The organism is Streptomyces sp. WAC05374 (assembly GCF_004353505.1).
Classification (GTDB): Bacteria; Actinomycetota; Actinomycetes; order Streptomycetales; family Streptomycetaceae; genus Streptomyces.
Genome location: NZ_SMNQ01000001.1, coordinates 220,984 through 246,695, shown reverse-complemented (window position 1 = coordinate 246,695; position 25,712 = coordinate 220,984). Strand labels below are relative to the sequence as shown.

Annotated in this window: 28 protein-coding genes and 2 pseudogenes; 15 read left to right on the top strand and 15 right to left on the bottom strand. The window is 71.8% G+C overall.

The features are described from left to right. Nucleotides 1-34 precede the first annotated feature (34 nt). From E2B92_RS01190 to E2B92_RS01165, 6 genes are read left to right on the top strand one after another with little or no spacing between them, the layout of a single operon-like run. The gene (locus E2B92_RS01190; protein WP_133087349.1) at nucleotides 35-1,222 is read left to right on the top strand and encodes an acyl carrier protein; all 1,188 of its coding nucleotides are present in this window, start codon (nucleotides 35-37) and stop codon (nucleotides 1,220-1,222) included. A gap of 47 nt (nucleotides 1,223-1,269) precedes the next feature. Further along, the gene (locus E2B92_RS01185) at nucleotides 1,270-1,533 is read left to right on the top strand and encodes an acyl carrier protein (protein ID WP_126885085.1); all 264 of its coding nucleotides are present in this window, start codon (nucleotides 1,270-1,272) and stop codon (nucleotides 1,531-1,533) included. After that, on the top strand, nucleotides 1,530-2,708 hold the full coding sequence (locus E2B92_RS01180; protein ID WP_126885086.1) for an acyl-CoA dehydrogenase family protein: 1,179 nt from the start codon (nucleotides 1,530-1,532) through the stop codon (nucleotides 2,706-2,708). Before E2B92_RS01185 ends, E2B92_RS01180 begins: the two co-directional genes overlap by 4 nt. Beyond that, entirely contained in the window at nucleotides 2,701-3,888 is a 1,188-nt protein-coding gene (locus E2B92_RS01175; RefSeq protein WP_126885087.1) for an acyl-CoA dehydrogenase family protein, read from the top strand. Before E2B92_RS01180 ends, E2B92_RS01175 begins: the two co-directional genes overlap by 8 nt. Then, on the top strand, nucleotides 3,882-4,565 hold the full coding sequence (locus E2B92_RS01170; protein WP_200836903.1) for a 4'-phosphopantetheinyl transferase family protein: 684 nt from the start codon (nucleotides 3,882-3,884) through the stop codon (nucleotides 4,563-4,565). Before E2B92_RS01175 ends, E2B92_RS01170 begins: the two co-directional genes overlap by 7 nt. 8 nt (nucleotides 4,566-4,573) lie before the next feature. Then, on the top strand, nucleotides 4,574-6,121 hold the full coding sequence (locus tag E2B92_RS01165; RefSeq protein ID WP_126885088.1) for an AMP-binding protein: 1,548 nt from the start codon (nucleotides 4,574-4,576) through the stop codon (nucleotides 6,119-6,121). A gap of 53 nt (nucleotides 6,122-6,174) precedes the next feature. Here the strand turns inward: E2B92_RS01165 and E2B92_RS01160 are convergent, their stop codons facing one another. The 3 genes from E2B92_RS01160 to E2B92_RS01150 all read right to left on the bottom strand — a co-directional run bounded on the left by E2B92_RS01160 (nucleotide 6,175) and on the right by E2B92_RS01150 (nucleotide 7,874). Further along, the gene (locus E2B92_RS01160; RefSeq protein ID WP_126885089.1) at nucleotides 6,175-6,588 is read right to left on the bottom strand and encodes a VOC family protein; all 414 of its coding nucleotides are present in this window, start codon (nucleotides 6,586-6,588) and stop codon (nucleotides 6,175-6,177) included. Nucleotides 6,589-6,637: 49 nt separating this feature from the next. Next, the gene (locus tag E2B92_RS01155; RefSeq protein WP_126885090.1) at nucleotides 6,638-7,027 is read right to left on the bottom strand and encodes a thiol-disulfide oxidoreductase DCC family protein; all 390 of its coding nucleotides are present in this window, start codon (nucleotides 7,025-7,027) and stop codon (nucleotides 6,638-6,640) included. A gap of 94 nt (nucleotides 7,028-7,121) precedes the next feature. Continuing rightward, nucleotides 7,122-7,874 carry a ZIP family metal transporter gene (locus E2B92_RS01150; RefSeq protein ID WP_126885091.1) on the bottom strand — a complete coding sequence of 251 codons (753 nt, stop codon included), beginning with the start codon at nucleotides 7,872-7,874 and terminating at the stop codon, nucleotides 7,122-7,124. A 239-nt stretch (nucleotides 7,875-8,113) separates the two neighbouring features. Between E2B92_RS01150 and E2B92_RS01145 the strand changes: the two genes are divergently transcribed. The 4 genes from E2B92_RS01145 to E2B92_RS01130 all read left to right on the top strand — a co-directional run bounded on the left by E2B92_RS01145 (nucleotide 8,114) and on the right by E2B92_RS01130 (nucleotide 11,732). Next, nucleotides 8,114-8,509, top strand: a complete 396-nt coding sequence (locus E2B92_RS01145) for a hypothetical protein (protein ID WP_126885092.1) — start codon at nucleotides 8,114-8,116, stop codon at nucleotides 8,507-8,509. Between the two features lie 542 nt (nucleotides 8,510-9,051). Continuing rightward, nucleotides 9,052-9,270, top strand: coding sequence for a hypothetical protein (locus tag E2B92_RS33200; protein WP_235023630.1), 219 nt, complete (start codon nucleotides 9,052-9,054; stop codon nucleotides 9,268-9,270). A gap of 626 nt (nucleotides 9,271-9,896) precedes the next feature. Beyond that, nucleotides 9,897-11,069 (top strand): outer membrane protein assembly factor BamB family protein, encoded by a 1,173-nt coding sequence (locus E2B92_RS01135; RefSeq protein WP_160159722.1) that lies wholly within the window; start codon nucleotides 9,897-9,899, stop codon nucleotides 11,067-11,069. A 186-nt stretch (nucleotides 11,070-11,255) separates the two neighbouring features. Next, the gene (locus E2B92_RS01130) at nucleotides 11,256-11,732 is read left to right on the top strand and encodes a hypothetical protein (protein ID WP_126885095.1); all 477 of its coding nucleotides are present in this window, start codon (nucleotides 11,256-11,258) and stop codon (nucleotides 11,730-11,732) included. A gap of 77 nt (nucleotides 11,733-11,809) precedes the next feature. On the opposite strand, the gene E2B92_RS01125 is transcribed toward E2B92_RS01130, so the two are convergent. Beyond that, nucleotides 11,810-12,154 (bottom strand): hypothetical protein, encoded by a 345-nt coding sequence (locus E2B92_RS01125; protein ID WP_126885096.1) that lies wholly within the window; start codon nucleotides 12,152-12,154, stop codon nucleotides 11,810-11,812. A gap of 284 nt (nucleotides 12,155-12,438) precedes the next feature. On the opposite strand from E2B92_RS01125, the gene E2B92_RS01120 reads away from it, so the two are divergent. Continuing rightward, nucleotides 12,439-13,341 carry a hypothetical protein gene (locus E2B92_RS01120; RefSeq protein WP_126885097.1) on the top strand — a complete coding sequence of 301 codons (903 nt, stop codon included), beginning with the start codon at nucleotides 12,439-12,441 and terminating at the stop codon, nucleotides 13,339-13,341. Between the two features lie 18 nt (nucleotides 13,342-13,359). Here E2B92_RS01120 and E2B92_RS01115 read toward each other — a convergent pair whose 3' ends face one another. From E2B92_RS01115 to E2B92_RS33195, 4 genes and pseudogenes are all read right to left on the bottom strand, one after another. Next, nucleotides 13,360-13,737 carry a DUF4240 domain-containing protein gene (locus tag E2B92_RS01115; RefSeq protein ID WP_235023629.1) on the bottom strand — a complete coding sequence of 126 codons (378 nt, stop codon included), beginning with the start codon at nucleotides 13,735-13,737 and terminating at the stop codon, nucleotides 13,360-13,362. A 44-nt stretch (nucleotides 13,738-13,781) separates the two neighbouring features. Next, the gene (locus E2B92_RS01110) at nucleotides 13,782-14,543 is read right to left on the bottom strand and encodes a maleylpyruvate isomerase family mycothiol-dependent enzyme (protein ID WP_126885099.1); all 762 of its coding nucleotides are present in this window, start codon (nucleotides 14,541-14,543) and stop codon (nucleotides 13,782-13,784) included. Nucleotides 14,544-14,676: 133 nt separating this feature from the next. Beyond that, nucleotides 14,677-15,183 (bottom strand): DUF6624 domain-containing protein, encoded by a 507-nt coding sequence (locus tag E2B92_RS01105; protein ID WP_126885100.1) that lies wholly within the window; start codon nucleotides 15,181-15,183, stop codon nucleotides 14,677-14,679. A 201-nt stretch (nucleotides 15,184-15,384) separates the two neighbouring features. Then, nucleotides 15,385-15,462, bottom strand: a pseudogene (locus E2B92_RS33195) (DUF4287 domain-containing protein); the annotation flags it as partial. A 99-nt stretch (nucleotides 15,463-15,561) separates the two neighbouring features. Here E2B92_RS33195 and E2B92_RS01095 point away from each other — a divergent pair. Together E2B92_RS01095 and E2B92_RS01090 are read left to right on the top strand one after the other, a co-directional pair. Beyond that, entirely contained in the window at nucleotides 15,562-15,735 is a 174-nt protein-coding gene (locus E2B92_RS01095; protein ID WP_126885102.1) for a DUF4259 domain-containing protein, read from the top strand. Next, nucleotides 15,735-15,956: a hypothetical protein gene (locus tag E2B92_RS01090; RefSeq protein ID WP_235023685.1), complete on the top strand. Its 222-nt coding sequence runs from the start codon at nucleotides 15,735-15,737 to the stop codon at nucleotides 15,954-15,956. Before E2B92_RS01095 ends, E2B92_RS01090 begins: the two co-directional genes overlap by 1 nt. A gap of 9 nt (nucleotides 15,957-15,965) precedes the next feature. Here the strand turns inward: E2B92_RS01090 and E2B92_RS32845 are convergent. Then, nucleotides 15,966-16,647 (bottom strand): annotated as a pseudogene (locus E2B92_RS32845) (IS5 family transposase). A 106-nt stretch (nucleotides 16,648-16,753) separates the two neighbouring features. Then, a complete protein-coding gene (locus E2B92_RS01080) occupies nucleotides 16,754-17,275 on the bottom strand; it encodes a hypothetical protein (RefSeq protein WP_126885104.1) in 522 nt (173 codons plus the stop codon). Nucleotides 17,276-17,472: 197 nt separating this feature from the next. Between E2B92_RS01080 and E2B92_RS01075 the strand changes: the two genes are divergently transcribed. After that, entirely contained in the window at nucleotides 17,473-18,093 is a 621-nt protein-coding gene (locus E2B92_RS01075; protein WP_126885105.1) for a DinB family protein, read from the top strand. A 722-nt stretch (nucleotides 18,094-18,815) separates the two neighbouring features. On the opposite strand, the gene E2B92_RS01070 is transcribed toward E2B92_RS01075, so the two are convergent. Then, the gene (locus E2B92_RS01070; protein WP_126885107.1) at nucleotides 18,816-19,160 is read right to left on the bottom strand and encodes a hypothetical protein; all 345 of its coding nucleotides are present in this window, start codon (nucleotides 19,158-19,160) and stop codon (nucleotides 18,816-18,818) included. A 431-nt stretch (nucleotides 19,161-19,591) separates the two neighbouring features. Here E2B92_RS01070 and E2B92_RS01065 point away from each other — a divergent pair, with 431 nt between their 5' ends. Continuing rightward, the gene (locus E2B92_RS01065) at nucleotides 19,592-20,020 is read left to right on the top strand and encodes a hypothetical protein (protein ID WP_126885108.1); all 429 of its coding nucleotides are present in this window, start codon (nucleotides 19,592-19,594) and stop codon (nucleotides 20,018-20,020) included. An 81-nt stretch (nucleotides 20,021-20,101) separates the two neighbouring features. On the opposite strand, the gene E2B92_RS33190 is transcribed toward E2B92_RS01065, so the two are convergent. From E2B92_RS33190 to E2B92_RS01045, 4 genes are read right to left on the bottom strand one after another with little or no spacing between them, the layout of a single operon-like run. After that, nucleotides 20,102-20,527 (bottom strand): hypothetical protein, encoded by a 426-nt coding sequence (locus E2B92_RS33190; RefSeq protein WP_235023628.1) that lies wholly within the window; start codon nucleotides 20,525-20,527, stop codon nucleotides 20,102-20,104. Between the two features lie 54 nt (nucleotides 20,528-20,581). Beyond that, a complete protein-coding gene (xdhC, locus tag E2B92_RS01055) occupies nucleotides 20,582-21,391 on the bottom strand; it encodes a xanthine dehydrogenase accessory protein XdhC (RefSeq protein ID WP_126885109.1) in 810 nt (269 codons plus the stop codon). A 1-nt stretch (nucleotide 21,392) separates the two neighbouring features. Further along, on the bottom strand, nucleotides 21,393-23,858 hold the full coding sequence (gene xdhB / locus E2B92_RS01050; RefSeq protein ID WP_126885110.1) for a xanthine dehydrogenase molybdopterin binding subunit: 2,466 nt from the start codon (nucleotides 23,856-23,858) through the stop codon (nucleotides 21,393-21,395). After that, nucleotides 23,855-25,405 (bottom strand): xanthine dehydrogenase small subunit, encoded by a 1,551-nt coding sequence (locus E2B92_RS01045; RefSeq protein WP_126885111.1) that lies wholly within the window; start codon nucleotides 25,403-25,405, stop codon nucleotides 23,855-23,857. Before E2B92_RS01045 ends, xdhB begins: the two co-directional genes overlap by 4 nt. Between the last annotated feature and the right edge of the window lie 307 nt (nucleotides 25,406-25,712).

Sequence of the window (25,712 nt, the reverse complement as noted above, 5' to 3'; positions counted from 1 at the left end):
CGTCCCTCTCCCCACCCGAGGACTGTGCAACGACATGGCCGACACCCCCGGACCCGAGCGCTTCGACCTCGACTCGGTCCACACCGGTCTCCTCGACTGCGTCCAGGTCAACCTGGCCGTGCTCGCCGACCACGCCCACGGCCCCGGCACGCACCTGCGGCTCGGCGCGCCCCTGCGCTTCGCCTGGTGGCCCGGGGACGACGGGCTGCCCACGGTCGATCCGCCGCTGGACGTCCAGCTCGACGCGGCGGGCCGGCTCCTGGGCCTGCGGCCCGCGCGCAGGGAGCGGTTCGCCCGCGGGGACCTGCCCGACCCGGCGCGGTGGGGCGGCGGTACGCACTACGTCGTCGCCGACGCCCACGACATGCCCTGGCTGCCGTACCACGGGCAGGAGCACATGGACCACAGCTTCCTCCTGTCCGCCGGCCCCGGGGGCGGGCACGTGACCGACGCCTACCGCGTCGAGACGCGGTGGGGCGCGGCCGTGCCGGGGGCCTGGGTCTTCTCCCCGCGGGAACTGGCGGGGATCGGGCCCGGCGAGGTCATCACCTTCGAGGCGGTGCCCCCTCCGCCCGTCGCCGCGCTGCCGCCCACCGCGTACACGGCCGGCGACCCGGACACCGAGGCCGTGGAGTCGTACCTCGCCGCGTACGACGCGTGCGAGGACCGCGCGCTCGCCGTGGAGCGGCTCACCGCCGAGACGTGGCTCCTGGCCCGGACGCGCAAGCTGCACGTGAAGTACCGGGCCCTCCACGCGGGGCGCCAGGAGGACAGGGCGGAGCGGGACCTGCTGGGCGCCTGGGACACGGTCGTGGAGCAGACGTACCTCGCCCACCGCCGGGTCGCCCGTGGCCGCGCCGAGCCGCCGGGCGTGGTGGACCGGCTGCGAGCGGTGCTGGCCGACGAGGTGAAGGTCCTCGGCCGGGCGGCCCCGCTCCCCGGTGCGCCCGGCGACGCGGCCACCGGGCCCGCCGGGACGGCCGGCCGGGCGGAGTACGAGGCCCTGCGCCGCCGCGTGGCCGCCGTCGCCGCCACCGTACTCGGGGTGCCCGAGGAACCCCTGCTGAGCGGGGCGGAGTTCGCGTCGTACGCCTCCTTCAGCTCCTTCCGGCTCGTCGAGATCGTCGAGCGCCTCGAGGACGAACTGGGCCACGAGCTGGGCGGCGAACTCGTGCCCGAGAACCTGCGCCGCGTCGACGACCTGTGCCGCATCGCCCGCTGACCCACGCCCCGGCGAACACCCCACGCCCCCCTGCCGAAAGGACCGTCATGGACGACCGCTTCACCCGACTCCTGCGCCCCTTCCTGAAGAACGCCTCCGAGGACACCGTCATCACCCCCCAGACCGACCTGCGCAGGCTGGGTGTCGACTCCATGCAGGCGATCGAGCTGCTCTTCGCCATCGAGGACACCTTCGGGATCTCGCTCCCCGACGAGGAGCTGAACGACGTCACCTTCGCCTCCGCCGGCAACCTCTGGCGCGCGATCGCCGCCCAGCTCCCCGGCGGCACCGGCGACGAGGAGGCGGCGTGAGCACACGGCCCCGACGGCCCGGCGGACCGGACCTCACCGGCGCGCTGGCCCGGGTGGCGGAGGTCACCGAAACCCACCTGGCCCGCACCGACCGCGACGCGGCGTTCCCCGTGGAAGCCCTCGACGAGCTGCGCCATACCGGCCTGCTGGGCCTGCTGGTGCCCGTCGAGCACGGCGGCCTCGGCGGAACCGTGCGCGACCTGGTGGCGGCGGCCCAGACACTGGGCCGAGCCGACATGTCCGTCGGCATGATCTTCGCCATGCACTGCCAGCAGGCCGCGGCCGTGGTGCGGTACGCGGACGACCAACTGCGCAAGGAACTCCTGCCCCGCATCGCGGCGGGCGAGGTCTACCTCGCCTCCGTCACCACCGAGGCGGGCAAGGGCGGCCATCTGCTCACGGCCCGCGCCCCATTGGAGGCCACCGCCGACCGACTGCGCATCGACCGCTTCGCACCCATCGTGACGGGCGGCGCGCACGCCGACGGCTTCCTCATCACCATGCGCGGACCCGGCGACTCGACGGAGACCGACGTGTCGCTGGTGTACGCGGACCGCGAGCAGCTCGAGGTGTCCGGCTCGGGCGACTGGGACCCCATGGGGATGCGGGCGAGCCACAGCGTTCCCCTGCGCCTGGTGGGGAGCGTGCCGGGGCACCACGTGGTGGGGGAGCGGGGGCAGTTCCGCGAGATCGCCGGGAAGGTGTTCGGGCCGCTGGCCCACGTGGGCTGGTCGGCCGTGTGGCTCGGCACGGCGGCGGGAGCACTGTCCCGGGTGCTGGAGCTGATGCGCGGCCCGGCGGGCCGTGACCGCTTCGACACCGGTTCGGACCTGCTGCTGACCCGCCTCTCCCGTGTCCGGCAGCGACTGGACACGGTGCACGCGCTGCTGGCCCACGCGGTGGACGTGGTGGAGTCCGGCGAGGACCTGTCGCGGCCCTCGCGGCAGTTGCTGCTGAACTCGCTGAAGATCACCGCCTCCGAGGAGTGCGCGGCGGCCGTCGACGGCCTCGTGGAACTGGTCGGCCTGCGGCACGGCTACCTCAAGGACTCGCCGACCCGCCTGGAACTCGCCGTGCGCGACCTGCGGTCCGCCGCCCTCAACTACAGCAACGACCGGCTCCACCTCGCCGACGGCCGGCTGGCGCTGCTCGACCGGGGAGTGACCTTTGCCTGAGCCGACACCACGGGCGGCCGGCGACCGCGCCCTCCCCGGCCCGCCCTTCTCCGGCGGCCTGGACGCCCTGCCCCCCACCGCCGGCGGGGCCGCGGTGTGGGCGGCGCTCGGCGAGGCCGGCGGCGTCGTACGGGCGTACCGCGGCCGCTCCGTACGGGCCGGTGTCGACCCGGGCGGGCTCGGCGCGGTCCTGGACGCACTGGACGCCCGGTTCTCGATCGCGGCCACCCTGTCGGCCGCCGTGCAACTGGCCACCGCGCTGCCGGTCCTGGCGACGGGCACCGGCCCGGTCGTGGAGGGGCTGCTGGAACGCGCCCTCGCCGGGCGGGCGACCGTCGCGCTCGCGGCCACCGACGAGACCGCCGGTACCGACCTGGCCGGCCTGCGCACACGGGCGCGGTTCGACGGGGACACCGTCGAGGTGACCGGGGAGAAGCGGTGGATCGCCAACGCCACCACGGCCGAGGCGTTCCTGGTGCTCGCCCGGCACCGCGAGGGCCGGCACTTCACGCACTTCACCTGGGTCCTGGTTCCGGCCGACGCACCGGGCGTGACGGTACGGGCCGCCGATTCGGCGCTCTTCGCCGGTTCCGGCGCCGGGCACGCCGACTTCCACGGCGTACGCCTGTCCCGGGACCACGTCGTGGGGCGGGTCGGGCTGGGGCTGCCGGTGTTCGCCCGGCACATCGCCGCCGAACGGCTGGCCGGCGCGCTGTGGGGCGTCTCCCTGTGCCGCCGGGTGCTCGCCGACACCCACCGGCGGCTGTCCGCCCGGGAGCACGGCGAGGGCAGCGTGTGGGACCTGGAGTCCGTACGGCAGCGCTTCGCGGTCTGCCTCGTGCGGGTGCGCGAACTGCGCGCCCTCACCGACGCCTGGGCGGAGCCGGTCGCGACCGCGTACGACACGGTGGCGGGTGCGACGCTCAAGGCGGCCGCCGGTGCCACGGTCGGCCATGTGCTGGGCGAGTGCGCGCAGTTGTGGGGGGCGGCCGGGTTCGCCTCGGGCGGGATGCAGGAGATCCGGGCGCAGGCGGCGCTGTTCGGCATCGGCGGAGGCGCCACGGAGGTGGTGCTCGGCCTGGTCGCCGAGGACGCGGAACGGATTCTGGCGGGTCTGGCGGGGCCGGGGGACGCGGCGGGCCTGGGGGCTCCGACGGGTACGCCGGGTACGCCGTGGTGACGGCGCCGTGCGCGGTCGCCGACGGGGTGTGGGTGATCACGGGGGAGCTCTCCGCGACCCGGCCCAGCACCCACCGCGACGACCTGTCGCGGGCGGCCGCCCTGCCGGAGTGGCGGGCCCGCGAGTTCCTGGCGGGCCGCGGGCTGCTGCGGCGCCTGCTCACCGCCGTCCGGCCGGAGCTCGCCCGGTGCGCCGTCGTTCCGGACGTACACGGCAAGCCCTGGCTGCGCGCCTGCCCCGACGTGGGCGTCAGCGTCTCGCACAGCCGGGGCAGCCTCGCGGCCGCCGTCGCGGTGGGCGCGCGGGTGGGCGTGGACGTCCAGCGGCCGGAGGCGACCGTCACGGAGTCGTTCGCGCGCCGGCTGCTGGGCGAGCGGGGAGCCGAGGCGCTCGCCGGGCTGCCGGCGGCCCGTGCGGCCGAGGAGGTCGCCTGGGTGTGGACCGCGCAGGAGGCGTGCGTGAAGGCGGACGGGCGGGGCCTGGCGGGCCGGCCGTGGAACGTCGGCGTGGCGCCCGGGAGCCGCTGCGGCCGGTGGGGTCCCTACCGGTGGACGGCGCTGCGCGGGATCTCGGCGACCCCGCTGAGCTGTGCGTACGGGCCGCCGGATCACGCCTCGGTGTGGACGGGCGGCGAGCAGGGGCCATGGATGGCAGGGGAGAGGACGAGGGAAGGGTGAGGGCACCAATGGCAGGGGAGTTCCGCACGCTGCACGACTGGTTCGCGGAGTCGGTGCCCGCTCATGGTGAGCGGATCGCACTGGAGGCCGGTGCCACCCGGCTGACGTACGGCGAACTGGCCGCGCTGGCCGACCGGGTGGCGGCTCGGCTGGTGGACCTGCGCGGTGGTGAGGTGCCGCGCCGCGTGGGCCTCGCGGCCGGGCGCACGGCGGTGGCGTACGCCGGCTACCTCGCCGTGCAGCGGCTGGGCGCCACGGTCGTGCCGCTGGGGCCGGCCTTCCCGGCCGAGCGCAACACCGCCGTCACCCGGGCGGCCGCGCTCGACGCCGTGCTGACCGACGGAACCTGCGAGCACGCCGACCGGCTCCCCGCCCCGGTGCTGCGGCTGGCCGACGACGAACTGCCCGCCCTCGCGGCCGCGGCCGACCCCGGCCTGCCCGCACCGCGGCCCGGCGCCGACGACCTGGCGTACATCCTGTTCACCTCCGGCTCGACCGGCGTACCGAAGGGCGTGCCCGTCCGGCACCGCAACATCCACGCCTACCTCGCCCACGCCGTGCCGCACCACGGGGCGGGCCCCGGTGACCGCCTGTCGCAGACCTTCGACCTCACCTTCGACCCGTCGGTACTCGACATGTACGCGGCCTGGGGCTCGGGTGCCACCCTGGTGGCGGTGGAGCGCCAGGACCTCCTGCGGCCCGTACGGTACGTGCAGCGGCACGCCCTGACGCACTGGAACTCCGTACCCTCGGTGATCTCACTCGCCCAGCGCCTGCGGGCACTCAGGCCCCACAGCATGCCCACCTTGCGCCACAGCCTGTTCTGCGGCGAGCCCCTGACGCTCCAGCAGGCGCGGGCGTGGCGAGCCGCCGCCCCGCACAGCGTCGTGGAGAACGCCTACGGCCCCACGGAACTGACCGTCACCTGCACCTCCTACCGGCTGCCGGCCCGGGACGAGGAATGGCCGGAGCCGGCCAACGGCACCGTCCCCATCGGCCCGCTGCACCCGGCCCTCGAAGGGCGCGTGCGGGACGGGGAGCTGTGCGTACGGGGCGGTCAGCGCTTCCCCGGCTACCTCGACCCGGCGGACAACGCCGGCCGGTTCCTCGCGCCCGACGGCACACCGTACGACCCGTCCACCCCGCTGACCGACGGCCACTGGTACCGCACCGGCGACCGCGTCACCCCCGTCGACGGGGACGACGCGGCGGGCGGTCCGGCGCTCGTCCACCTCGGGCGCGTCGACCAGCAGGTCCAGGTGCACGGCTACCGGGTCGAACTCGGCGAGGTGGAGGCGGCCCTGCGGGCCCTGCCGGGCGTACGGGACGCCGTCGTGCTGGCCCTGCCCACCGCCGACGGCAGTGTCGAACTCACCGCCGCCCACACCGGCGAGGCGACGACCGCCGACTCGCTGCGCGAGGCCCTGCACCGCCGCCTGCCCCCGTACATGGTGCCCGCACGCCTCACCGCGCTGCCCACGCTACCCCTGAACCCCAACGGCAAGGTGGACCGCACCGCCCTGCGCCACCTGCTGACCCCGACCGGCGAGCGGTGAAGCCGCCGCCTCCGCCAGGATCCGAACGGCTCCACCTCCCGCGTAGCACCGGCCTACTGGCCGCGCGTGGGCCAGACGGGGCCCTCATCGGTCCAGACGACACCCTTGTTGCGGCAGAGGCAGAAGGGGTGGCCGATGGGATCGACGTAGACACGGAAGCCGTAGCCCTCGGGGCCGACGCAGTCCCGCTTCAAGGTCGCGCCGAGGGCCAGGACACGGCGCTGCTCGGCCTCGATGTCGTCGACCTCGAAGTCGAGGTGGTACTGCTTGGGGTGCTCGCTGTCGGGCCACTGCGGGGCGCGGTAGTCCGCCACCCGGATGAAGGCCAGTTCGATCCCGCCGAGCTTGATGCCGGCCCAGTTCTCGTCACTGCCCTCCTTGACCGGAAGCCCCAGCACCTCGGAGTAGAAGGCCGCCAGCTTCATCGTGTCCGGGCAATCGATGATGAAGTCGGTGAGTCGTAGCATCCCGCGATCTTGGCACACGATCGGATGAGCCGGAACCTCGAGACAGGCCCTACGTGCCCGTGGGGCGACGGCCCGGCAGGGCACACGCCGCCGTGCCGCCCGGCATGCGATGACGGTTGTCCGCCACCAGCCGGTAGACACCGTGCGCGACCCGGCGCACCACGGGCAAACCGAGCAGCGCACCCACGACCGGCCACCCGCCCCGGGAGCTCAGGAGCAGCTTGGCAACGGCCCGGGACCCGCCGTGGACCGTCCCGACCGGGGTCACCCACAGGGCTTCGTACTCCGCGCGCTGCCGGCTGACGCCCAGCTCCTCCAGGTCCGCGAACTGCCACGGCGTGGACACACAGCGGGGGCCAAGACGCCGCTCGGCGAACCGCACGCAGGTGGTGCAGAAGCCGCAGTCTCCGTCGTAGACGAGCACCGGTCGGTCCCGCATGGTCCCCTCACCCGTCGGCCTGCGCATACACCCCACCCTACGGGACCGGACCGAAGGGACCTCCCCGACTCCCGCGCCTCCGCGCCTCCGCGCCTCAGGCGTGCGACAGAGCGAACGACACGAGGAACCCGCACACCGTGATCAGCCCTATGGCCAGGTGCGCGTCCTCGAAGGCCTCGGGAATCATGGTGTCGGCGATCATGGCGAGGATGGCACCGGCCGCCACAGCCGTGACCGCTGCCACCACCGTCGTGGACAGTCCGCCCACCACCGCGTACCCCAGCACCGCCGAGACCGTGCTCGCCAGCGCGATCGCGCCCCACACGCCGAACACGTACGCCTTGCCGCGGCCCGCCCGCTTCATCCCCGCCGAGCTGGACAGCCCCTCCGGCACATTGCTGATGAACACGGCCACCACCGTCACCAGACTGACCGCGCCCCCTTTGAGCAGGCCCACCCCGATGACCGCCGACTCCGGTACGCCGTCCAGCAACGCCCCCAGCGCCAGCGCCAGCCCGGAGCCGCCCTGCTCGGACTCCGACGGCTGCTTGCGGGAGCCACTGCGCTTACGGTGGCGGGCGCCGCGCCGCGCGAGCCAGACGTTCCCCGCCGTGTAGGCGACGGCCCCGCCGACCGTGCCGATCGCCGCCGGGGCGAGGCCGCCCTCGTCGTACGCCTCCGCCACCAGCTCGAAGGACACCGCCGACAGCAACACTCCGGCACCGAACGCCATCACGTACGCGACCAGCCACCGCGGCACACGCAACCCGTACCCGACCAACGCCCCCAGCAGCAGCGCCGAGCCGGCCACCAGGCCCCACATCCCGGCCTCAACAATCTCAGGCATGCGCTCCTCCCTACCCGGCCGGCGCCGGAAGCCACTCCCGAACCGTGCACATCAAGCCGGTTGGATGCGCGCGCAGGACAGCCACGCACCTCCGGACGCCGGCGGCGGCACCCAGCACACGATGGCGAGCGTGCGCCCCACGGCCCCACCACACACCAGTGCCTGTCGTACGTGCCCCACGTCCCACCGGAGACCCGCTCCAGGCCCCCACCGCACCGGCGCGCCGTAGGCTGACGTCCATGCATGCCACGCTCACGGAAGACGCCCGCTGCCTCTACGGGGACGAATACCGGCCCACACCGCCGTGCGATCACCGGCACGACGAGGCCTTCTTCATCGAGCGCCTGACGTTCGCCGACGCCGACGCGATCCTGGCCATGCTGCGGGAACTGACCCCGAACCTGGTCGACGGCTACCTGCCGGTCCGCATCCGCAACCTCGCCTACCGGCTCGTACTCCTCCAGCGGCCCGATGACCCGGCGCTCATGAGGGAGGCGGCGGGCAGCCTCTACCTCCACGGCCCGGACTGGGACGACATCGCCGCCGACCTCGAGAAGCGCGCCGATGCCCTGGAGGCGGCATCCCCGGCCGGGCGGGGTGTGACGGGTGAGCCGGCGTCCGGCCCCGGGGAATGAATCGGCACGGGCCTCCGCGTTGGCGCGTCAGCCGTCGAAGTCCTGGCGGAATGCGGTGACGGTATCGGCCACCTCCGGCTGACCCTCGTCGACGAGTCGTGACGGAAACCCGGGCGACGGCCACCCGTGAGGTCTGCGTGGGTGGTGACGACCCACGGCGCGAGCAGTACCGTGAGGCCATGGCGGGATTCGTCGAACGGCTGCTGGACCGGCTGGAACGCTTCCTCTGGTCCCGCCCCGTCCGTGACCCGAGCACCGGCTACCCGAGGTATCACGCCTCCGACTGCCGGCATGGGCGGGGAGTGAAGCGGGTACGGGGCCTGGACTCAGGCGTGCCGGTGTACCGGTGCCGAGACTGCGGGCGCATCGTCTGAACCTTCGTCGCACCCACACGACTCAGCGGCATGGCCGCACCCTACGCCCCTGGACGACGCCGAGGCGCCGTGGCCTCCTCGCAGTGCCGCGCGCGGTGCCATCGCTCACCGGAGTGAACGGTCGGATCGAGCCGTTACCCGCCGCCCACACCGCACGGTTGAATGATCATGTACGCAGCCAAGACCCCTCCCCGCGACGGGCGGCGCCCCGACGGGCTGCCGACCGGGCCGCGTCACTGCGTGCCGCCTCACCCCCGCCGTGCCCTGGCCCTGGTGCTGCTCACCGCACTGTTCGCCCTGACCGCCTGTACGGCCCCGAAGGCGACTCCGCTCGGCCCGGACGACACCGTCAAGGCCGCCCAGCTCCTCCTCACCGAGCGCGCCTGACACGCCAGGGCCTCACGCCACCGCGTCCGGACCGGCAACCGGCCGACGCCGAGGAACAACGCAGGGTCAGCGAAGCGCTGTTCGGCACGGGACGGGCCGAACTCACGCTCACACTGCCCAGCGGACACGAAGTCCGCCGGCACACCGACGGCTGCCTGGCCCAGGCCCAGCAACGCCTCTACGGCTACCAGGAACGCTGGTTCCGCGCGTCGACCACCTCAACAACCTCAAGTCCCAGGCTCCGGCAAGCGAGCAGCACGCCTACCGGCAACTGCGCGCACACGCCGTCCGCACTGCCCAGTCCCTCCTGCGATCCGTACCGGACTAGGTATTGTCGTCCCGTCCCGCGCTCACAGTGCTGCGAGAGCGGCGGCTGCCCGCTGCGGGTCGCGGCGTCGCACCACTGTCTCGGTGGTCGAAGCCCTGTTTCCCCTGCGTCTCGCCGGTCGCAGCAGCAGTCGGAGACTGCCTGATACGGCAGCCACCCGGTGCCTGCTGGTCGAAGATCACCTAACCTGTTGATTTTTCGCCGGTCGAACCAGGGGTGGGATCGTATGACCGAATCGACGAACGGTGGGGGCGCCGTTCGGCCACGACGGACGGTCAGGTGGGGCGCAGCCCTCGCCGTGACCGCCGCGGCCGCCATCGGGCTCGCCCTCATCACGGGTTTCGTCTACCTCGTCATGCCGGGCTACCTGCCCGGCAACGCGATGACCACCGTATGGGAGGCACCGCGTGACAGCGAGGCCGCCGAGGGCGGGAACGGCACCTGGCTCGTCGGCGACACCGTCGTCCGCAGCCGTTTCGACGGTGCGACCGCCTTCGACGTCCGGTCGGGGAAGAGGCGCTGGGAGTACCTCGTGCCCTCCAGGGCCGAGACGTGCGGGTCGAGTGCCGACACGGCCGCCGGGGTCGCCTTGATCGCATTCCGCGAGGCGAGGCCGGAAGAGAAGGACTGCGTCACCGTCGTGGCGGTCGACCTCACCAACGGCAGGGAGCTGTGGCGCACCACCGGTGTCTCGGCGGCGTTCCTGGACGATGTCGTCACTGCCGGCGGAGGCCTGGGTGTTCTCCTCGAAGGTGGCCGCCTGCGCGCCGTCGACCTGAAGACCGGTGCCCCGCGCTGGACGGCCCCGTTGCCGAAGGGCTGCGCCCCGCACGGCCTCGGCCTCGCCCCGAAGCAGGTGGTCGCCGCCTCGATGTGCGGCACCGAGGCCACGGTTGCCGCGTTCGACCCGGTGAACGGCACGACACGGTGGACCGTGCCCGTCGATGCCCGGCGCGGTGTCGACGCGGATGCGGAGCTGAGCGTCGCCTCCGCCGATCCGCCGACCGTGCGGGTCCACGAAGCGGACGGCAGCGGCCTGAGCGCCGTTCTCGCCTTCGGAGCGGACGGCCGCGCCCAGAGCAGGATCGACGCCGTCGGCGACTACGGCCAGATCTTCACGACGGTCGTCGAGGACGGACGGCTCTTCGCTCTCGCCGGGCCGGGGAAGAGGCAGGGCGGCCCCTTCAGCGGGGTCGTCGCCTTCGACCTGGCGACCGGCGGCGAACTGTGGCGCAAGGGCGGTGGGGGCGACGCGTTCGACGTGGCCGACGGCCGGGTGACGGTGGTGAGGCCCAGCTACAAGAACGGCGACCTGATGTTCGTCGTCGACGCGGCCACGGGCGACGAGGAGGACGAGCGCGCGTTCCGCGACCGTGTGGCGGGCGCGGGGGCCGTGCTTGCCCATCAGGACCTGGTGGTCGTGGTGGGAGGGGGCGAGGGGAGCGCCTTCACCGTGTATGAGCGCTGGTGACGGACGTCTCGGACGACCGCCTACAGGGGGCGAGCTCCATGATGAAACCAGAAGGCCGCCCATCCGCCTCAGGCCGTCGAGCACACCGGGCGGTCACCGCCTGTCGGCGGGTGATGCGGCCGGGCGAGGGGTACCGCAGCCCACCCTCCTCCCCGCCGCCACGTCGTCGCGGGCACAATGAGCGGCATGGTGCACGACGGGAACGCCGGCTTCGTGGTGCCGCGGGGGGCGACAGGCTACTTCCGCCCGAAGGACAACCCGCTCCCGCGGACCGACCTACGGGCGTTCCGCGCCGCACTGCACGCTGCGGCCCGGAGCGCACAGGGCCAAGTGGAAGAGTTCGAGGAACAGGCGTATCCCCGGACGTTCCACACCGCGACGGTCGTCGGACGTGCGGGCGAGAGCATCGTCCTCTGTCACGCCCATCACCCGTGGATCGCGTTCGCCGGGGCGCGTCGTGACTGGTACGGAGATGAGTTCCTTGCGCCACCATCGTGGGCGCGGGCCTTCACGGACTCGGGCTTCGTCGTCCTGAGCAGCGAACAACTCGGCACGCCGCTTTCCGACGTGGACACCTCAGTGCTGGGGCCGACCGAGTGGCGTCAGGTCCGCCTGTACGACATCACCACACTGGGTGGCGTCCTCTTCAACTCTTGGGACTGACAAGCGTGTGCGGCCGTTGCTCGTGCTCGGACGAGTCAGTGACCACGGGCCCCCGACCTGTCACTCGACCCGCCCCATCACTCCACCGCTTCACCCTTCTCCATCTCGAACGCCGCACGACAGCGCTCGACTTGGTCGGCCACCTCTTCCATGAACCACCGCAGGATCTCGTAGGGCACGACCTGCTCGTCCGGGCTGTAGACGCGGACGGTCGGTTCCAGCTTCGGGTCCTCGTCCGGTACGAGGGCTCGCAGGACGGCAACACCGGGAAGGTGGGTCACCGCGGCGTCCGAGTTCTCGGCCACCCTGGCCGCCGTGGGCACAGCCACGCTCAGCTCCACGGACCACGCGTCGTCGGGCAGGGCGTAATGGAACAGGATGGCGTAGTGCCGTCCGGCATGTTCTCGCAGCTCCCACGTCATGTCCGCAGGCTGCCACAGTGGCCGTGGCGGAGTCTCATGAGTATCGCGCTGCGCATGGAGGCAGCAGGCCAGGAGCCGACGTGTATATCTCGTGGCGACGGCACGGCCTCTTGCCGCGCTTGCCCCCGTACTCTACCGGGCCGGCCAACCCTGGTGACCACGACCGCAGGCCGTGACGTGGAGCGGAACTGTCCACGGCTGGCAAGCGCCCGGCCCGCCCGACCGGGTACCGGCCACTGAAACCCATGACCGCGCCGGGAGCGTCGCCGCCTATGCTGCACGCCATGAGCATGCCCGCCCGCAGTACCGCGACCACGCTGACCGGCTGGGGCATGGTCCTCAGCGGCGCCGGCGCCGTGGCCGCCTCCGTCTGGGGGGTGTCGCCGTACCCGCCGCTCGTCCCCGAGCTGATCCTCGCCGGCCTCGCCGTGGTCTGTGCGGCGGGTTGGGTGACCGCCTCGTACAGGGCCGCCGCCCGCGCCCGCGACCCGCTGAGCAAGCCCTATCGGGAGAGCCGGGAGCCGAACCCCGTCCTGCCGTACCTCATTTCCTTCGGCGTCCCCGTGGCCACCTTCGCCGCCATCCTGACGGCCTTCACCGTCAGCAGCTCCTACGGCCGCGAGACCGAGCGTCTGGAGGCCGTTGGATACGACGAGTACGAGGTGACGGTCGTCCGCCTCGCGGGCAAGCCCGAGTTCCACGCAGGCGACCAGGACCGGGACCCGTACTACCTCACCGACCTCAGCCTGCGCATACCGTACGAGTCCGGGCCCCGGGAAGTCACCGTTCCCGGCGTGTACACCCGCCACAAGCCGCCCGCGCCGGGCACCGAGGTGGACATCTATTACGCGCCCCGCGACACCGGGACCCCGGTGACCGACAACGGCAAGCGGTCCAGCAGCGTCCGCTTCTTCCTCGTCGCCTTCCTGGGGCTCTGGATCTGGCCCCTGATCCTGGTCACCGGCTTCGGCCTGAAGTCGTATGCCGGCGCGGAGAATCTGCACCGGCTGCGCAGGTTCCGTCCCTTCGTCCACTTGCCCGCGTTCGGCATTCTCCTGACGGGCGTGGTCATGCTCCTGCCCACGGCCCTGGAGCTCGAAGTGGGGGGATACGCCCGGCCGCTCGCCCTTCTCTCGTGCGTGACTCCGGCCCTGGCCACGGTCTGGATGGTCAAGACCGCCCCCTGATCGACCATCGTCGGACACTCATGGCGACTCTCGGCGCTGTGCGTCGGTCCACCCGGCCGTGTTGGCGTACGACTCGTAGCCGTATCGGGTGCCGCGGTCCCATTCCTCGCCGGTGAGTTGCTCGTATGCGTTGTCGGCCACGTGGAGCAGCGCCTCGGCCCGGACGAGGCCGTCGGCGTATGGCGTGAACCGCTGCGGGTCGCGAAGGACGCTCTCGTACTCCTGCCGGCCGGCTGCGACGACCGCAGCCCGGGTGTAGAGGAACTGATCGCTCGACAGGGCATCGCCGTATTCCTCGCGGTCCAACCGGTACAAGGCCCAGGAGAGCTGCTCGGCGAAGCCGAGCACATCAGCCACAGGGCGCCGCGCGGAGGCGGAGCTGGTCGCGATGTTCACCGGAGCGGACGTCATCGAGACCGTCCGCCGACGGTATTGACGGGCTACTCCTCGGGCTCCCAGGCGATCAACTGCTCGAACACCTGCTGGTCACCCTCGACCTTCAGGTCGCTCAGCGTGAGGCGGCCCCAGACGAAGAGGAGCAACTGCTCAGCCGTGCCCGTGGCCGAAGCGGAGGCGGGCGCGGCGTCGTCCGTGAGGGGTGCGGGCCAGGCGCCGGTGCCGTCCAGCGTGAGGAGCCAGGAGCGGCCCTCGGTGGCGTGGTAGTGGATGGTGGCGGCCTCGTGCGGCCAGGCCGCCGGAGTGGAGTTGCAGGTGTCGAGAAACTCGGCCACGCCGTCGATCGCGAGGTCCGCCGGCATCCGCTGCACGGCGCCCGCGGCGAGCTGAGCGTCGTAGGTGTGCACCAGTACCTCGTGCACCCGGCGGCGGGCAACGCCCCAGGCATTCGCCGGTGACACGCCGGCGCCCCACCACGCCCAGCACTCGCGCTCCGGGCCGGCCTCGCGCAGCGCACTCTGCAGCAGCTCGTTCGACTCGGCGTACCAGGCCAGCAGCGCCTCGAGCTCCCGCGGCACCTCCGCGGCATCCTTGGCCGGCGGAGCCTCGGCCGGGCCCGCGGCGACGATCGCGGCCCACCAGCGCTGGCCCGTACCCAGGTGCCGCACCAGATCGAACAACGTCCACTCGGGGCAGGACGGCACCGGTACGTCAAGGCTGGACGCGGCGGCAACCGCACTCCTGAACGCGGCCGACCGCTCGTCGATCAGTCGCAGCAGGGTGGAATACTCAAGACTCTCTGTCACATCGCTTGCCTATCACCCCAGTACAGCCGGCCGCACTCCATTTTGCGGGCCAGGGTCCTGTCCGGCGGATGACCGCCCCGCGGCAGGTGCGCCTTGGGCAAGGATGGGTCGGCACGCAACCGGCCACTGGTCGTCAGGTCATCGCGAACTTGGCAATGTACTCGTCGAAGGGCTCGATGCCGACCTGCGCACGGAGCTCGTCCATGCGTTCAGGCTCTTCGCAAGGCCACGGAACCGGTGACCCGTCCTTCACGCCGGCGATCTGAGTGCCGTAGACCTGCTTGCGGCCCTCATTGACCAGCGTCCGGTCGCGCAGAAAGGCCAGCTCGCGTGGGCTGGCCGAGCCGGCCGACACCGCCTGCTCCATCAGGTGGAGGGCGCGCCGCTGGACATCGAGCTGTCGATCGGCGTGCTGCGCGATCAGCCATGCCGCGCGGGCGGCTTCCTCGCCGACCAATTCTGCGGTCGGCCAGCCGTACTCGTCCATGATTTCGCCGAGTCGGTCGCCGTGCCGTGCGGTCAGCCGGCGCCACGCCAACTGCTCGGCCGGGTCCTCGCTGTTCGCGCGGACTGCGGACTGGTGATCTGCCACGGCCATGCCGGTGAGTTCCACCGCCAGCGCGGCAACGTCGTGCGCCACTCTCGGCTCCCTGGATACGTCGGTGCGTTGTGCTCGTCGACGGCAACCCTAAAGGCGCGCATGAGGTGTAAAGATCATTCCGGAGAACGGTGACAGGCACACCTTCGCACCCAGATAATGGATCTATGCCCGGAGCCGGAGCCGGAGCCGGGTCGCTGCGACGGTACCAGCTCCGATTCAGCCTCGGTATCCCCGGCTGATCTACGTGCCGGTGCCCTCGGCGAGGGTGTGAGCGACGAAAGCGTTCGCGTGGCGGTGACCAAGGCCGTGCTCGGCTTTGCACTGCTCCGCCATCGGTTCCTCTTCGCCCCGTGACCGCGATGTCAGTGGCTGCTGGAACCACGCTTCGTCCGAGACAGCCGTTATCGGGAGCCATGCATGGGAACGTGGGGAACCGGCCCGTTCGACAGCGATCCCGCCGCAGATTTCGTCGATGGACTTGAAGGCCTCACCCACCAGCAGGTCATCGATGTGGTGGGCCGGGCGTTCCGGCGAGTCACCGAGTCTCGCGCCCACGACTGGCCGATGGCGGGTCTTACGATCGGTCCGTGATGGATAAGCCGACGCATTGGACCGTGCGCCACTTCTCGCAGGCCAACCCCTCCGGCCCCGGCTGCGACAGTGTTCCGGCACTCTTGCGGCGGCTGGCGGATTCCATCGAGGCGTTGGGCCCAGCCGAGATCCAGGACGTGGTCATCGCGTCGGAGATGACCGAGCACGGCCCCTGGCGGTCGGGGACCGTCTATTTCCACCTGCCTGAGGATGAGGACTGATTCTGGCCCTCACGAACGGAGCCAGATAGCGAGGGCTGCGGCAGTCGCGGTCCCAAGGAAGACGTAGCCGCGCTTGTCGTAGCAGGTGGCCACTGCTCTGGAGTGCTTGAGCCGGTTGATCGCCCGTTCGACGGTGTTGCGCTTCCTGTACCGCTTTCGTCAAAGCCGGGTGGCCGTCCGCCGCGTGGCCCTTTGCGCTGGCGGGCGGCCTGGCTGTCGGTCTCCTCCGGAATCGTGTGCCGGATGCCCCGGCGCCGCAGGTACTCGCGGCATGGGCCGTTGCTGTAAGCCTTGTCCGCCGCGAGGCTGCCGCTGCGTCCCCCTTTGGGGCGGGCGACGGCGACGGTTCGATGCGGGCGCCGGCGGCGTGCTGATGTGCCCGCACGACGGTGGAGTCGACCGAGATGTCCCAGCCGATCTCGCTCGCGGCGTCGGCCTCGGCTTGGATCTGCTGGAGCAGGCGTTCCCAGGTTCCGTCGGCCGACCACAGGCGGTGGCGTTCATAGACCGTCTGCTACGGGCCGAACCTTTCGGGCAGGTCACGCCTCTGAACGCCGGTCCGCACCTGGTGCAGAATGCCGTCGATCACCCGCCGATGATGGTCCCGCCACCTGCCACAACGCCCGTTGCTGACCGGTGGGAACGGCCGCAGCCGTTCCCACTCGGCATCCGTCAGATCGCCCCGCCCCATGTCCACATCAACGACACGGCTACGTAGTAGTCACATGATCGGCCGGACAAGTCCTCACCGTGACCGCATTACGGAAAGCGAGCCAGAACCCATTCCGGAGACGCCACTACGGGGTGGTCGACGAGGGCTCTTTCTCCTGTGCTGCCATGACCAGGCCAGAGCTCACAGCCTCGGTGCCAATCCGCTGAAGGCGGGCCCAGCGGTCGAGGTGTTCGCAGGCGCAGGCGGGGTCGTAAGCCGCGGTCGGTAGCTGCGGTATGCGCTTGCGGCCTGTTTCGTCGAGGCGATAGGGGACGTCAAAGGCTCTGTTCCAGCCTTCGAGGCTGGGGATGAAACGAGCCTCGGCTTCTGCCGCGTCGAGCCCCATGTACTGAGCGATCTCCGCCCAGGAACTGCCCCGCTCGCGTTCGTAGATCACGGCTGCGGCCAGCGCGCGTTCGGCGAGTTCGATGAGCTGGAACGCTTGGCTGACCCGGCCCCCGGGACCGGTGTCCGGGTCGTTCTCGGTGGCGACCAAGGCCGCGGCGCCGTCGGCGACGCTCACCGCGTCGTCGCAGAGAACCAGACGAGCCAGGGCCTGCCGCGTGAATCGGGCGCGGTCGGCGTCGTACGGGGTTGTTTCAGTCACCCACACAGCCTCGCAGGCGAAGTCCCCATCGGTCAGTCGACTTTCGCCGGTGCCCGTTCCTCGCCTGGCGGCGCGGCCGCATGCGGGGTCGTCCCGGGCGGGACCAGGGCCTTGGGGCAGAAAAAGAGGGCGCGATTGGGGTGCGGGTTGTGCGAGGCTGGCGGGTCCCTTGGCCCGGTCCGATGCAGGAGCGTTCGATGACGATTCCGTCCCGCCTGTCCCCGCTGCTGGAGCAGTTCGACTTCGCACGCCGGCGTCTCAGCGACCGCATGGCGGGGCCGGTCATGGACAGCGGTGACGGGACGGAGACCAAGGTCGGCCCCATGACCGACGAGGAGTACTTCTGGGAGCCGGTGCCCGGCTGCTGGTCGGTACGGCGGCGCGTGGACGGGCCGGGCCCGCGCGCGACCCTTCTGGCGGGCACCGGAGACTGGGGGCGCGATACCGCCTCCTACCCGCATCCGTGGCCGCCGCCCTTCACCACCATCGCGTGGCGCCTCAGCCACCTCAGCGAAATGATGACCCTGCGCGCCGACCACACCGCAGGCAGCCGCGCACTGACCCGGGACGACTACCCCGTCAGCGGGGACTCCGCCGCAGCGGTCGCAGCCTTCGAAGCCGCGGCCTCGGCCTGGCGCAAGGCGCTGCTGAGCGTGGACGACGCCGCACTCGACACCGTGGGCTACTGCACCTACCCCCATGGCAGCGACCCCGAGGAGCCGTTCCTCGACATCGTGTGGTGGGTCAACCAGGAACTGCTGCACCACGGAGCCGAAATCGCCCTGCTGCGCGACCTCCACCGCGCCCAACCGCACTGACCGCCGCCACCAGCGGACCGCCGCAACCGGCCCCGCCCGCAAGCAGTGACTGCTCCGGGCGAGTCCGAACGGCCGAGGGGGAGGCGGTGACGACTGTCTTCTCCAGGACGTCGGCCGCCTCTCCAGCGGCATCGCGGACACAGCGCTCCACTCCCCTGCCGGGTGTCGGGCTGTCGGAGCACCGGCGTACCGCAACGGCGGTCAAACGCCGGAGGCTCGTCGCTGCTTGGGCGGAGCTTCTGTGCCGTGTCTCGGCGGAACTCGAGGAGCGCGGCACCTTCGCACCCCCCGATGCGCGCGATCTTCAGGCCATCGGCCGTCGCCTGGGCGAGATCGATGCCGCCCGCCGCGCGGGCCTTTGGGCGAACGCCCTGGCCGCAGATCCGGCGTGGGACCACATACGCCTTCTTGCCCGCCGGTTTCTCCTCACCACGCTGGGCGACTGGCGCCAGCCCCTGCCACGTCCCGCGCGTCCGTACACGGGGAATCACTGAGCAGCCCAGCCCGTCTGTACGACTCCGCCGTGGCCGACGCCGCACCGGCTGCGGCCGCACGGGAGCGACGGGCTGTCGGCCTGTCATCCCGCCCCGGACGTCACGGCCAGCCCTGTCCCGGCTGCGGGGGACACCGCACCGGCGTAGCCCATGCCCGGCCGGCACGTGCCGGGCCCGAGCGGACGGGCCCGCCGGTGATCCCGGCGGGCCCCACACCGCGTCCGCCGGTCAGGCGCGCTCGTTGACCCAGTCGGAGCAGCGGCCGCCTTCACGGCAGATCTTCCACACCATCGGGAACCCGTGGTGGCCGGCGTGCGTGTACACGTCCCGCCAGGAACCGTTGCCGTTCTTGTTCCACAGGCGGGGCCGGCTGATGCCGTTCACCTTCCAGTCGACGTGGACGCCGCGCCCGTCCGCTTCGGTGTCGCCGATACCGAACATGTGCTTGTTGGGGTCGTAGTAGCCGTAGGCACCCGTGATGACGCGCGCCTCGGCGCTCGCGGAAGTGGCGCCTCCGAGGAGTGCGGCGACGGTGGCCACCCCGATCAGGGGCGTGGTGAGAAGCCTGCGCATGGTTGACCTTTCGGGTTGGGTGTCCCGCCTGTTGTTGAGGCGGTGACACGACCTTGGGCCCTTCGGGACCATCCCGGGGGCTGGATGGCATCCGGATCCATCCCGGCCTGTCCCAGCAGGTCACAGCGCTGCTGTCCTAAAGCGTCCTGGGCTGCTGACCGATCACCTAGCCTTGAAGGGGACACGTCGCACGGACCCGGGGGCTCGCGATGACGGACGACCGGACGGCACCGGCGCGGGGGCGGGCGCGAAGGGGGCCCCGTCGGCGCTTCCGGACCCGCGTACAGCCGGCGATTTCGCCACGTACCAGAAGCTGTTGGACCAGGTCCGTCAGTCGGCGGGGCTGTCCTACGCGGCGCTGGCCAGGAAGGCGCGGAGGTCTCAGCTCTCGCTGCCGCACAGCAGCGCCAACACTGTCGTCACCGGTACGAATGTGGCGCGTACCGACACCAACAGGGAGCACGTGGGAACGCCACGCGTGGCGCTACGCCGGAACCGCGGGCGCGGACTTCGCCGTCACCGACCACGACTTGTACGGCCTCAAGGTGCAGAAGACCGGCGTGCTCGAATGGGACAGCGCCAAGGACATGTGGGTGGACGTGGGAGGCCCCGCACTCGAGCTCTACGCCGGACCACAGGGCCTGTACGCCACGAATGTCCAGGACGCGACCCTCTGGCACTACAGCGGCACGCCCGGCCAGTGGACGCAGGTCAGCGACGTCGGCGCCGACTTCGCCACGCGGGGAACGGCCCTGCTCCGACTGGCCAGGGACCGCTCGGCGATCTGGATGCGGGACAGCCCCACCGCACCATGGCGGCGGATCAGCGGCCCGGCACAGACGCTGGCCACGATCGGCTAGGGCATGACCATCACCTGGCTCGCCCAGGCCGCGACGAGCACCCGCCCTCTTGCCCGAATCGGCGTGAATCGGGGGCGTACGTCAGAGACCGGCGCAGATCCCGCGAGCCTTCGCCAGCTCCTTCTTCACCTCGGCGTCGGCCTCGAAGACCTGGCGGAAACGGTGGTTCGCCCTGGTGACGGCCTCCGCGAGCGGCTGGTACGAGGAGTCGCCCGCAGCCGCGGCCGTGGCCAGGTCGTAGGCGCCCGCGAAGCGGTACATCATCTGCTCGCCGGCCTTGCCCTTCGCCGTGAACTTCGACTCGTCCACGCCGGCCAGCGCATCGCACGCCCCCCGGGCGTCGCCCCCGGCGCCGCCGCCCGCGCTCACCGCCCAGGCCACGCCCACACCTCCGGCACCCAGCAGGAGTCCGACCAGCAGGGCGGCCACCAGCGGACGCCTGCTGCGAGCCGGCGTTGCGGTCGGGTGCGGTGAAGCGGAGTCCTGGTACGGCTGCTGTGGCTGCATGTACACGACACTAGCGGACCCGTCCGTCCTGTGAGGACGAGCCGCCGGGTACGGTCACGCCTCCTCGTTCTCGAAGGTGCGCAGCAGATCGGCGGCGACGCTCACGGCGATGGTCGCGGGTTCCTTGCCGGTGATGTCCGTCAGGCCGATCGGGGTCTTGATCCGGTCGACGGTGGCCTCGTCGTGCCCGCCCTCGGTGAGGAGGCGTTTGCGGAACCGTACCCACTTGGCGGCCGAGCCGATCAGACCGATGGAACCGAGACCCGGCGTGCGCAGGGCGGCGTCGCACAGGGCGGCGTCCTCGGCGTGGTCGTGGGTCATGATCAGGACATGGGTGCCGTGCGGCAGTTCCTCCAGCACCTCCTCGGGCAACAGGGGCGTGTGGTGCACGTGCACCTGGGCCACGGCGTCCGACAGCACGGCGAGCCGTTCCTCGGCGAGGACGTCCGAGCGGGTGTCGACCAGATGGAGGTCGAGGTCCTGACGCGCCAGGACGCGGGCCAGTTCGAGCCCGACGTGCCCGACGCCGAAGACCGCCACCGCCCGTACCACCGGCAGGGGTTCGAGCAGGACCGAGACAGTGCCGCCGCAGCACTGCACACCGTGCCGGTTGGTCACCTTGTCGTTGAGGGCGAAATCGATCAGCTCCGGCTCCCGATCGGACGCGACGATCATCTCCCGGGCCCGGTCGATCGCCACCGCCTCGACGTTGCCGCCCCCGATCGAGCCCCATGTCGCGGACCGTCCCACCACCAGTTTCGCGCCGGCGTCGCGGGGGGCGTGGCCGCGCACGGTCGCGACGGTCACCAGCACGCCGGGCTCCCGGCGAGCTCGCAACCGCGCGACCGCGGCGACCCAGGTCATGTCAGGCACCGATCGCCGCATCCGCGTCGACACGGACCCCGTCCCCGGCCGATCCGCCGTCGGCCTGAGCGCCCCCAGCCGATCCGCCCTCAGCCGATCCGCCTTCAGCCGATCCGCCCCCAGCCGGCCCGTCCCCGGCCGCGCCCTGGCGAGCCGCCTGGATCGCCCAGTACACCGCCTCCGGTGTCGCCGGCGAGGCCAGTTCGACGCTGATCCCGCTCGGCCCGAACGCGGCAGCGGCCTGCCGCAAGGCCTCCCGTACCGAGAACGCCAGCATCAGCGGAGGTTCGCCGACCGCCTTGGACCCGTACACGGCGCCCTCTTCGGTGGCGTTCTCCAGCAGCGTGACGTGGAACTCCTCGGGCATCTCCGAGAAGCTCGGCAGCTTGTACGTGCTCGCCGCCTGGGTCAGCAGCCTGCCCCTGTGCGGCCCGTAGCCGGTGTCCCAGCGCAGGTCCTCCAGCGTCAGCCAGCCCGCGCCCTGCACGAAACCGCCCTCGACCTGACCGATGTCGATCATCGGGGAGAGGCTGTCGCCGACGTCGTGCACGATGTCCACCCGGCGGATGCGGTACGCGCCGGTGAAGCCGTCCACCTCCACCTCGGCCGCGGCTGCGCCATGGGCGAAGTACTTGAACGGCGAACCCTGGAACGTCTTCGCGTCCCAGTGCAGCCCCTCGGTCCGGTAGAAACCGGCCGCCGAAAGCTGGACCCGCTGGAAGTACGCGGTGCGCACCAGGTCGTCCCAGGCCAGCTCCTTGTCGCTGCCCAGCGTGCGCGCCACGCCGTCGACGATGCGTACGTCCGAGGGATGCCCGCCCAGTTGCGTCGCGGCCACGTGCAGCAGTCGTTCGCGGAGCTGCTCGCAGGCGTTCTTCACGGCCGCGCCGTTGAGGTCCGCCCCCGCACTGGCGGCGGTGGCGGAGGTGTTGGGCACCTTGTCCGTACGGGTCGGAGCCAGCCGCACCTTGTGCAAGGGGATGCCGAGCGTGGTCGCGGCCACCTGCAGCATCTTGGTGTGCAGGCCCTGACCCATCTCGGTGCCGCCGTGGTTGATCAGGACCGAGCCGTCCTTGTAGATCAGCACCAGCGCGCCGCCCTGGTTGAAGGCGGTGAGGTTGAACGAGATGCCGAACTTGAGTCCGGTGATCGCGAGGGCCCGCTTGGTGTGCGGGTGCGCGGCGTTGAAGGCGGCGATCGCGCGCGTACGCCCGGCGATGCCGGCGTTCTGCTTCACCTGCTCCCAGACGGCGGTGATCCGTTCGGGACGGACCACCGGCTGCCCGTACGGCGTCGACTGGCCCTGCCGGTAGAAGTTCCGTTCCCGCAGCTCCATCGGGTCCAGGCCGAGCAGCGGCGCGCAGCGACCCATGATGTCCTCGATCACCAGCATGCCCTGCGGGCCGCCGAACCCGCGGAAGGCGGTGTTGGAGACCTTGTTGGTGCGGGCGATGCGACCGGCGATGCGGGCGTGCGGGATCCAGTAGGTGTTGTCGATGTGGCACAGTGCCCGCGCCACCACCGGCTCGGACAGGTCCAGGCTCCAGCCGCCGTCCGCGGTCAGGGCGGCGTCGAGGGCCTGGATGCGGCCCTCCTCGTCGAAGCCGATCCTCCACCGGGCGTGGAACCCGTGCCGCTTGCCGGACATGGTCAGGTCCTGGGTCCGGTTGAGCCGCAGCCGGACCGGCCGGCCGGTCAGCTTGGCGCCCAGCGCGGCGACGGCCGCGAACCCGTGCGGCTGCATCTCCTTGCCGCCGAAACCGCCACCCATGCGCAGACACTGCACGGTCACCTCGTGACTGTGCAGGCCGAGCACATGGGCGACGATCTCCTGGGTCTCCGAGGGATGCTGGGTGCTGCTCTGGACGAACACCTGCTCGGCCTCGTCGATGTACGCCAGTGCCGCATGCGTCTCGAGGTAGAAGTGCTCCTGGTCGGAGAACCGCAGCTCACCGGTGAACACGTGCGCGGAGTCGGCGAAGCCGGCGTCGATGTCACCGGTCACCATCACGGGCCGGGCGCCGTGGAAGCTCTCGGCCGCGATCGCTTCTTCGAGGGTGACCAGGGACGGCAGCTCCTCGAGGTCCACCTCGACGGCCGCCGCGCCGAGCCGGGCCGCCTCCAGCGTCTCGCCGAGCACCCAGGCGACCGCGTGGCCGTGGAACATGACCTCGTCGGGGAACAGCGGCTCGTCGTGCTTCATGCCCGCGTCGTTCACGCCGGGCACGTCGGCACCGGTGAGCACGCGGACCACGCCGGGTACGGCGAGAGCGGGCTCGGTGCGCAGCGCGGTGATCCTGCCGTGGGCCTTCATGACCTGCACCGGGTAGGCGTGCAGTACGTCCTTGGTCCGGTGGACCAGGTCGTCGGTGTACAGGGCGGCGCCGGTGACGTGCAGGGCGGCACTCTCGTGCGGCATCGACACGCCGACGACGGCCCCTTCGGGACGTTCGGACAGATGGCTCATGACGACACCGCCTCGGTGGTCTGTGCGTACAGCTTCAGCAGGCTCTGGCCGAGCATCGCGGAGCGGTACGCGGCGCTCGCGCGATGGTCGCTCATCGGCGTCCCCTCGGCCCGCAGCACCGGCGCCGCGGCTTCGACCGTCTCCGCCGTCCACGGCCTGCCCTCCAGGGCGGCCTCGGTGGCGAGGGCGCGGATCGGGGTGGCGGCCACACCGCCCAGGCCGATGCGTGCCTTGCGTACGACACCGTCCTCGACGTCGAGCGCGAAGGCGACGGCCACGCTGGAGATGTCGTCGAAGCGCCGCTTGGCGATCTTGTGGAAGGCCGTGACCGGCGACAGCGGCCGGGGGATGCGTACCGCGCGGATCAGCTCGCCCGGGCGGCGCACGCTCTGCCGGTAGCCGGTGAAATACGCGGCGAGGGGGACCTCGCGCTCACCGTCGGCGTCGGCGAGCACCACCGAGGCCTCCAGGGCGAGCAGCACCGGCGGGCTGTCACCGATGGGGGAGCCGGTACCGAGGTTGCCGCCGAGGGTGGCACCGTTGCGGATGAGCCGGGACGCGAACCGCGGGAACAGTTCGGCGAGCAGCGGCACTTCACCGTCGAGGCGGCGCTCGATCTCGGTGAGCGTCAGTGCCGCTCCGATCTCGATGGAGTCGGATGCGACGCGCAGCTCCCGCAGTTCGGGCAGCCGGTCGACGGCGACCACGCAATTCGCGCGCCGGGCACGGATGTTCACGTCCACGCCCCAGTCGGTGGAACCAGCGACCACCACCGCGTCGGGCCGCTCACGCAGCAGCCGCAGCGTCTCCGCCAGGGTGCTCCTGCGCAGGAACTCCCGCCCGTCCCGCGCGTAGTCGGTGGCGACGGGCGCGGGCGGGGCCTCCTCACGCCGCCGAGCCAGCGGGTCCTCGTCGGTGGGCGCGCCGACGGCGAACGCGGCGTCACGGATCGGGCGGTAGCCGGTGCAGCGGCACAGGTTCCCGCTCAGGGCGTGGAGGTCGAAGCCGTTCGGACCGTGCTCGGCGTCGGTGTGCTCGGTGACGGTGTGCTTGGTGTTGGCGTTGGTGTCGGTGTCGGTGTCGGTGTCGGCGTGAGTGGCGGGGGCGGTGTGGTCCGTGGCGTCGGCCGGCTCCGCGTGCGCGCAGCGGCCGGGCCGGTAGTACTCGGCGGCCATGCTGCACACGAACCCCGGTGTGCAGTAACCGCATTGGGAGCCGCCCCGGACCGCCATCTCGTGCTGCACCGGGTGCAGGGCGGGCGGCGTGCCGGGTGCGCCCGGCGTGGCCAGGCCCTCGGCGGTCACGAGCTCCTGCCCGTCGAGTGCCGCGACCGGCACCAGGCAGGCGTTGACCGCCACCCAGTCGGTGGGCTTGTCCACGCCCGGGCGGGCCACCAGCACCGAACAGGCTCCGCACTCGCCCTCGGCGCAGCCCTCCTTGGTGCCGGTGAGGCCACGCTCGCGCAGAAAGTCCAGCACCGTGGTGTGGGGCGCGGCCGGAGCGATGGGTGCTTCTTTCCCGTTGACCGTGATCCGCGCGCCTACCATGACGGGCCGTCGATTCGAGGCGTGGTCGGTCGGTTCTTCATGTTCGCCAATTTCAGGCAGCTTTCTGTGTGCGAAGGCGCCGCGTGACACGAGTGGGCGCGGAACGGCACGCGGCAGCGGCGTGCATGCGAATGCGAATGCGAAAGAGGAGGAGAAAACCACAGGAGTGCCCGAGGAGGGGCACAGGAGAACGGCGCGGTCAGCAGCCGTGCGCGATACGACCCGGAACCCAGACCGTGGTGTGGGCGAGGCGACTCAGGTCAGAGCTGGTGTACATCCGCCGGTCGCCTCCTCTCGGTCGCTGCGG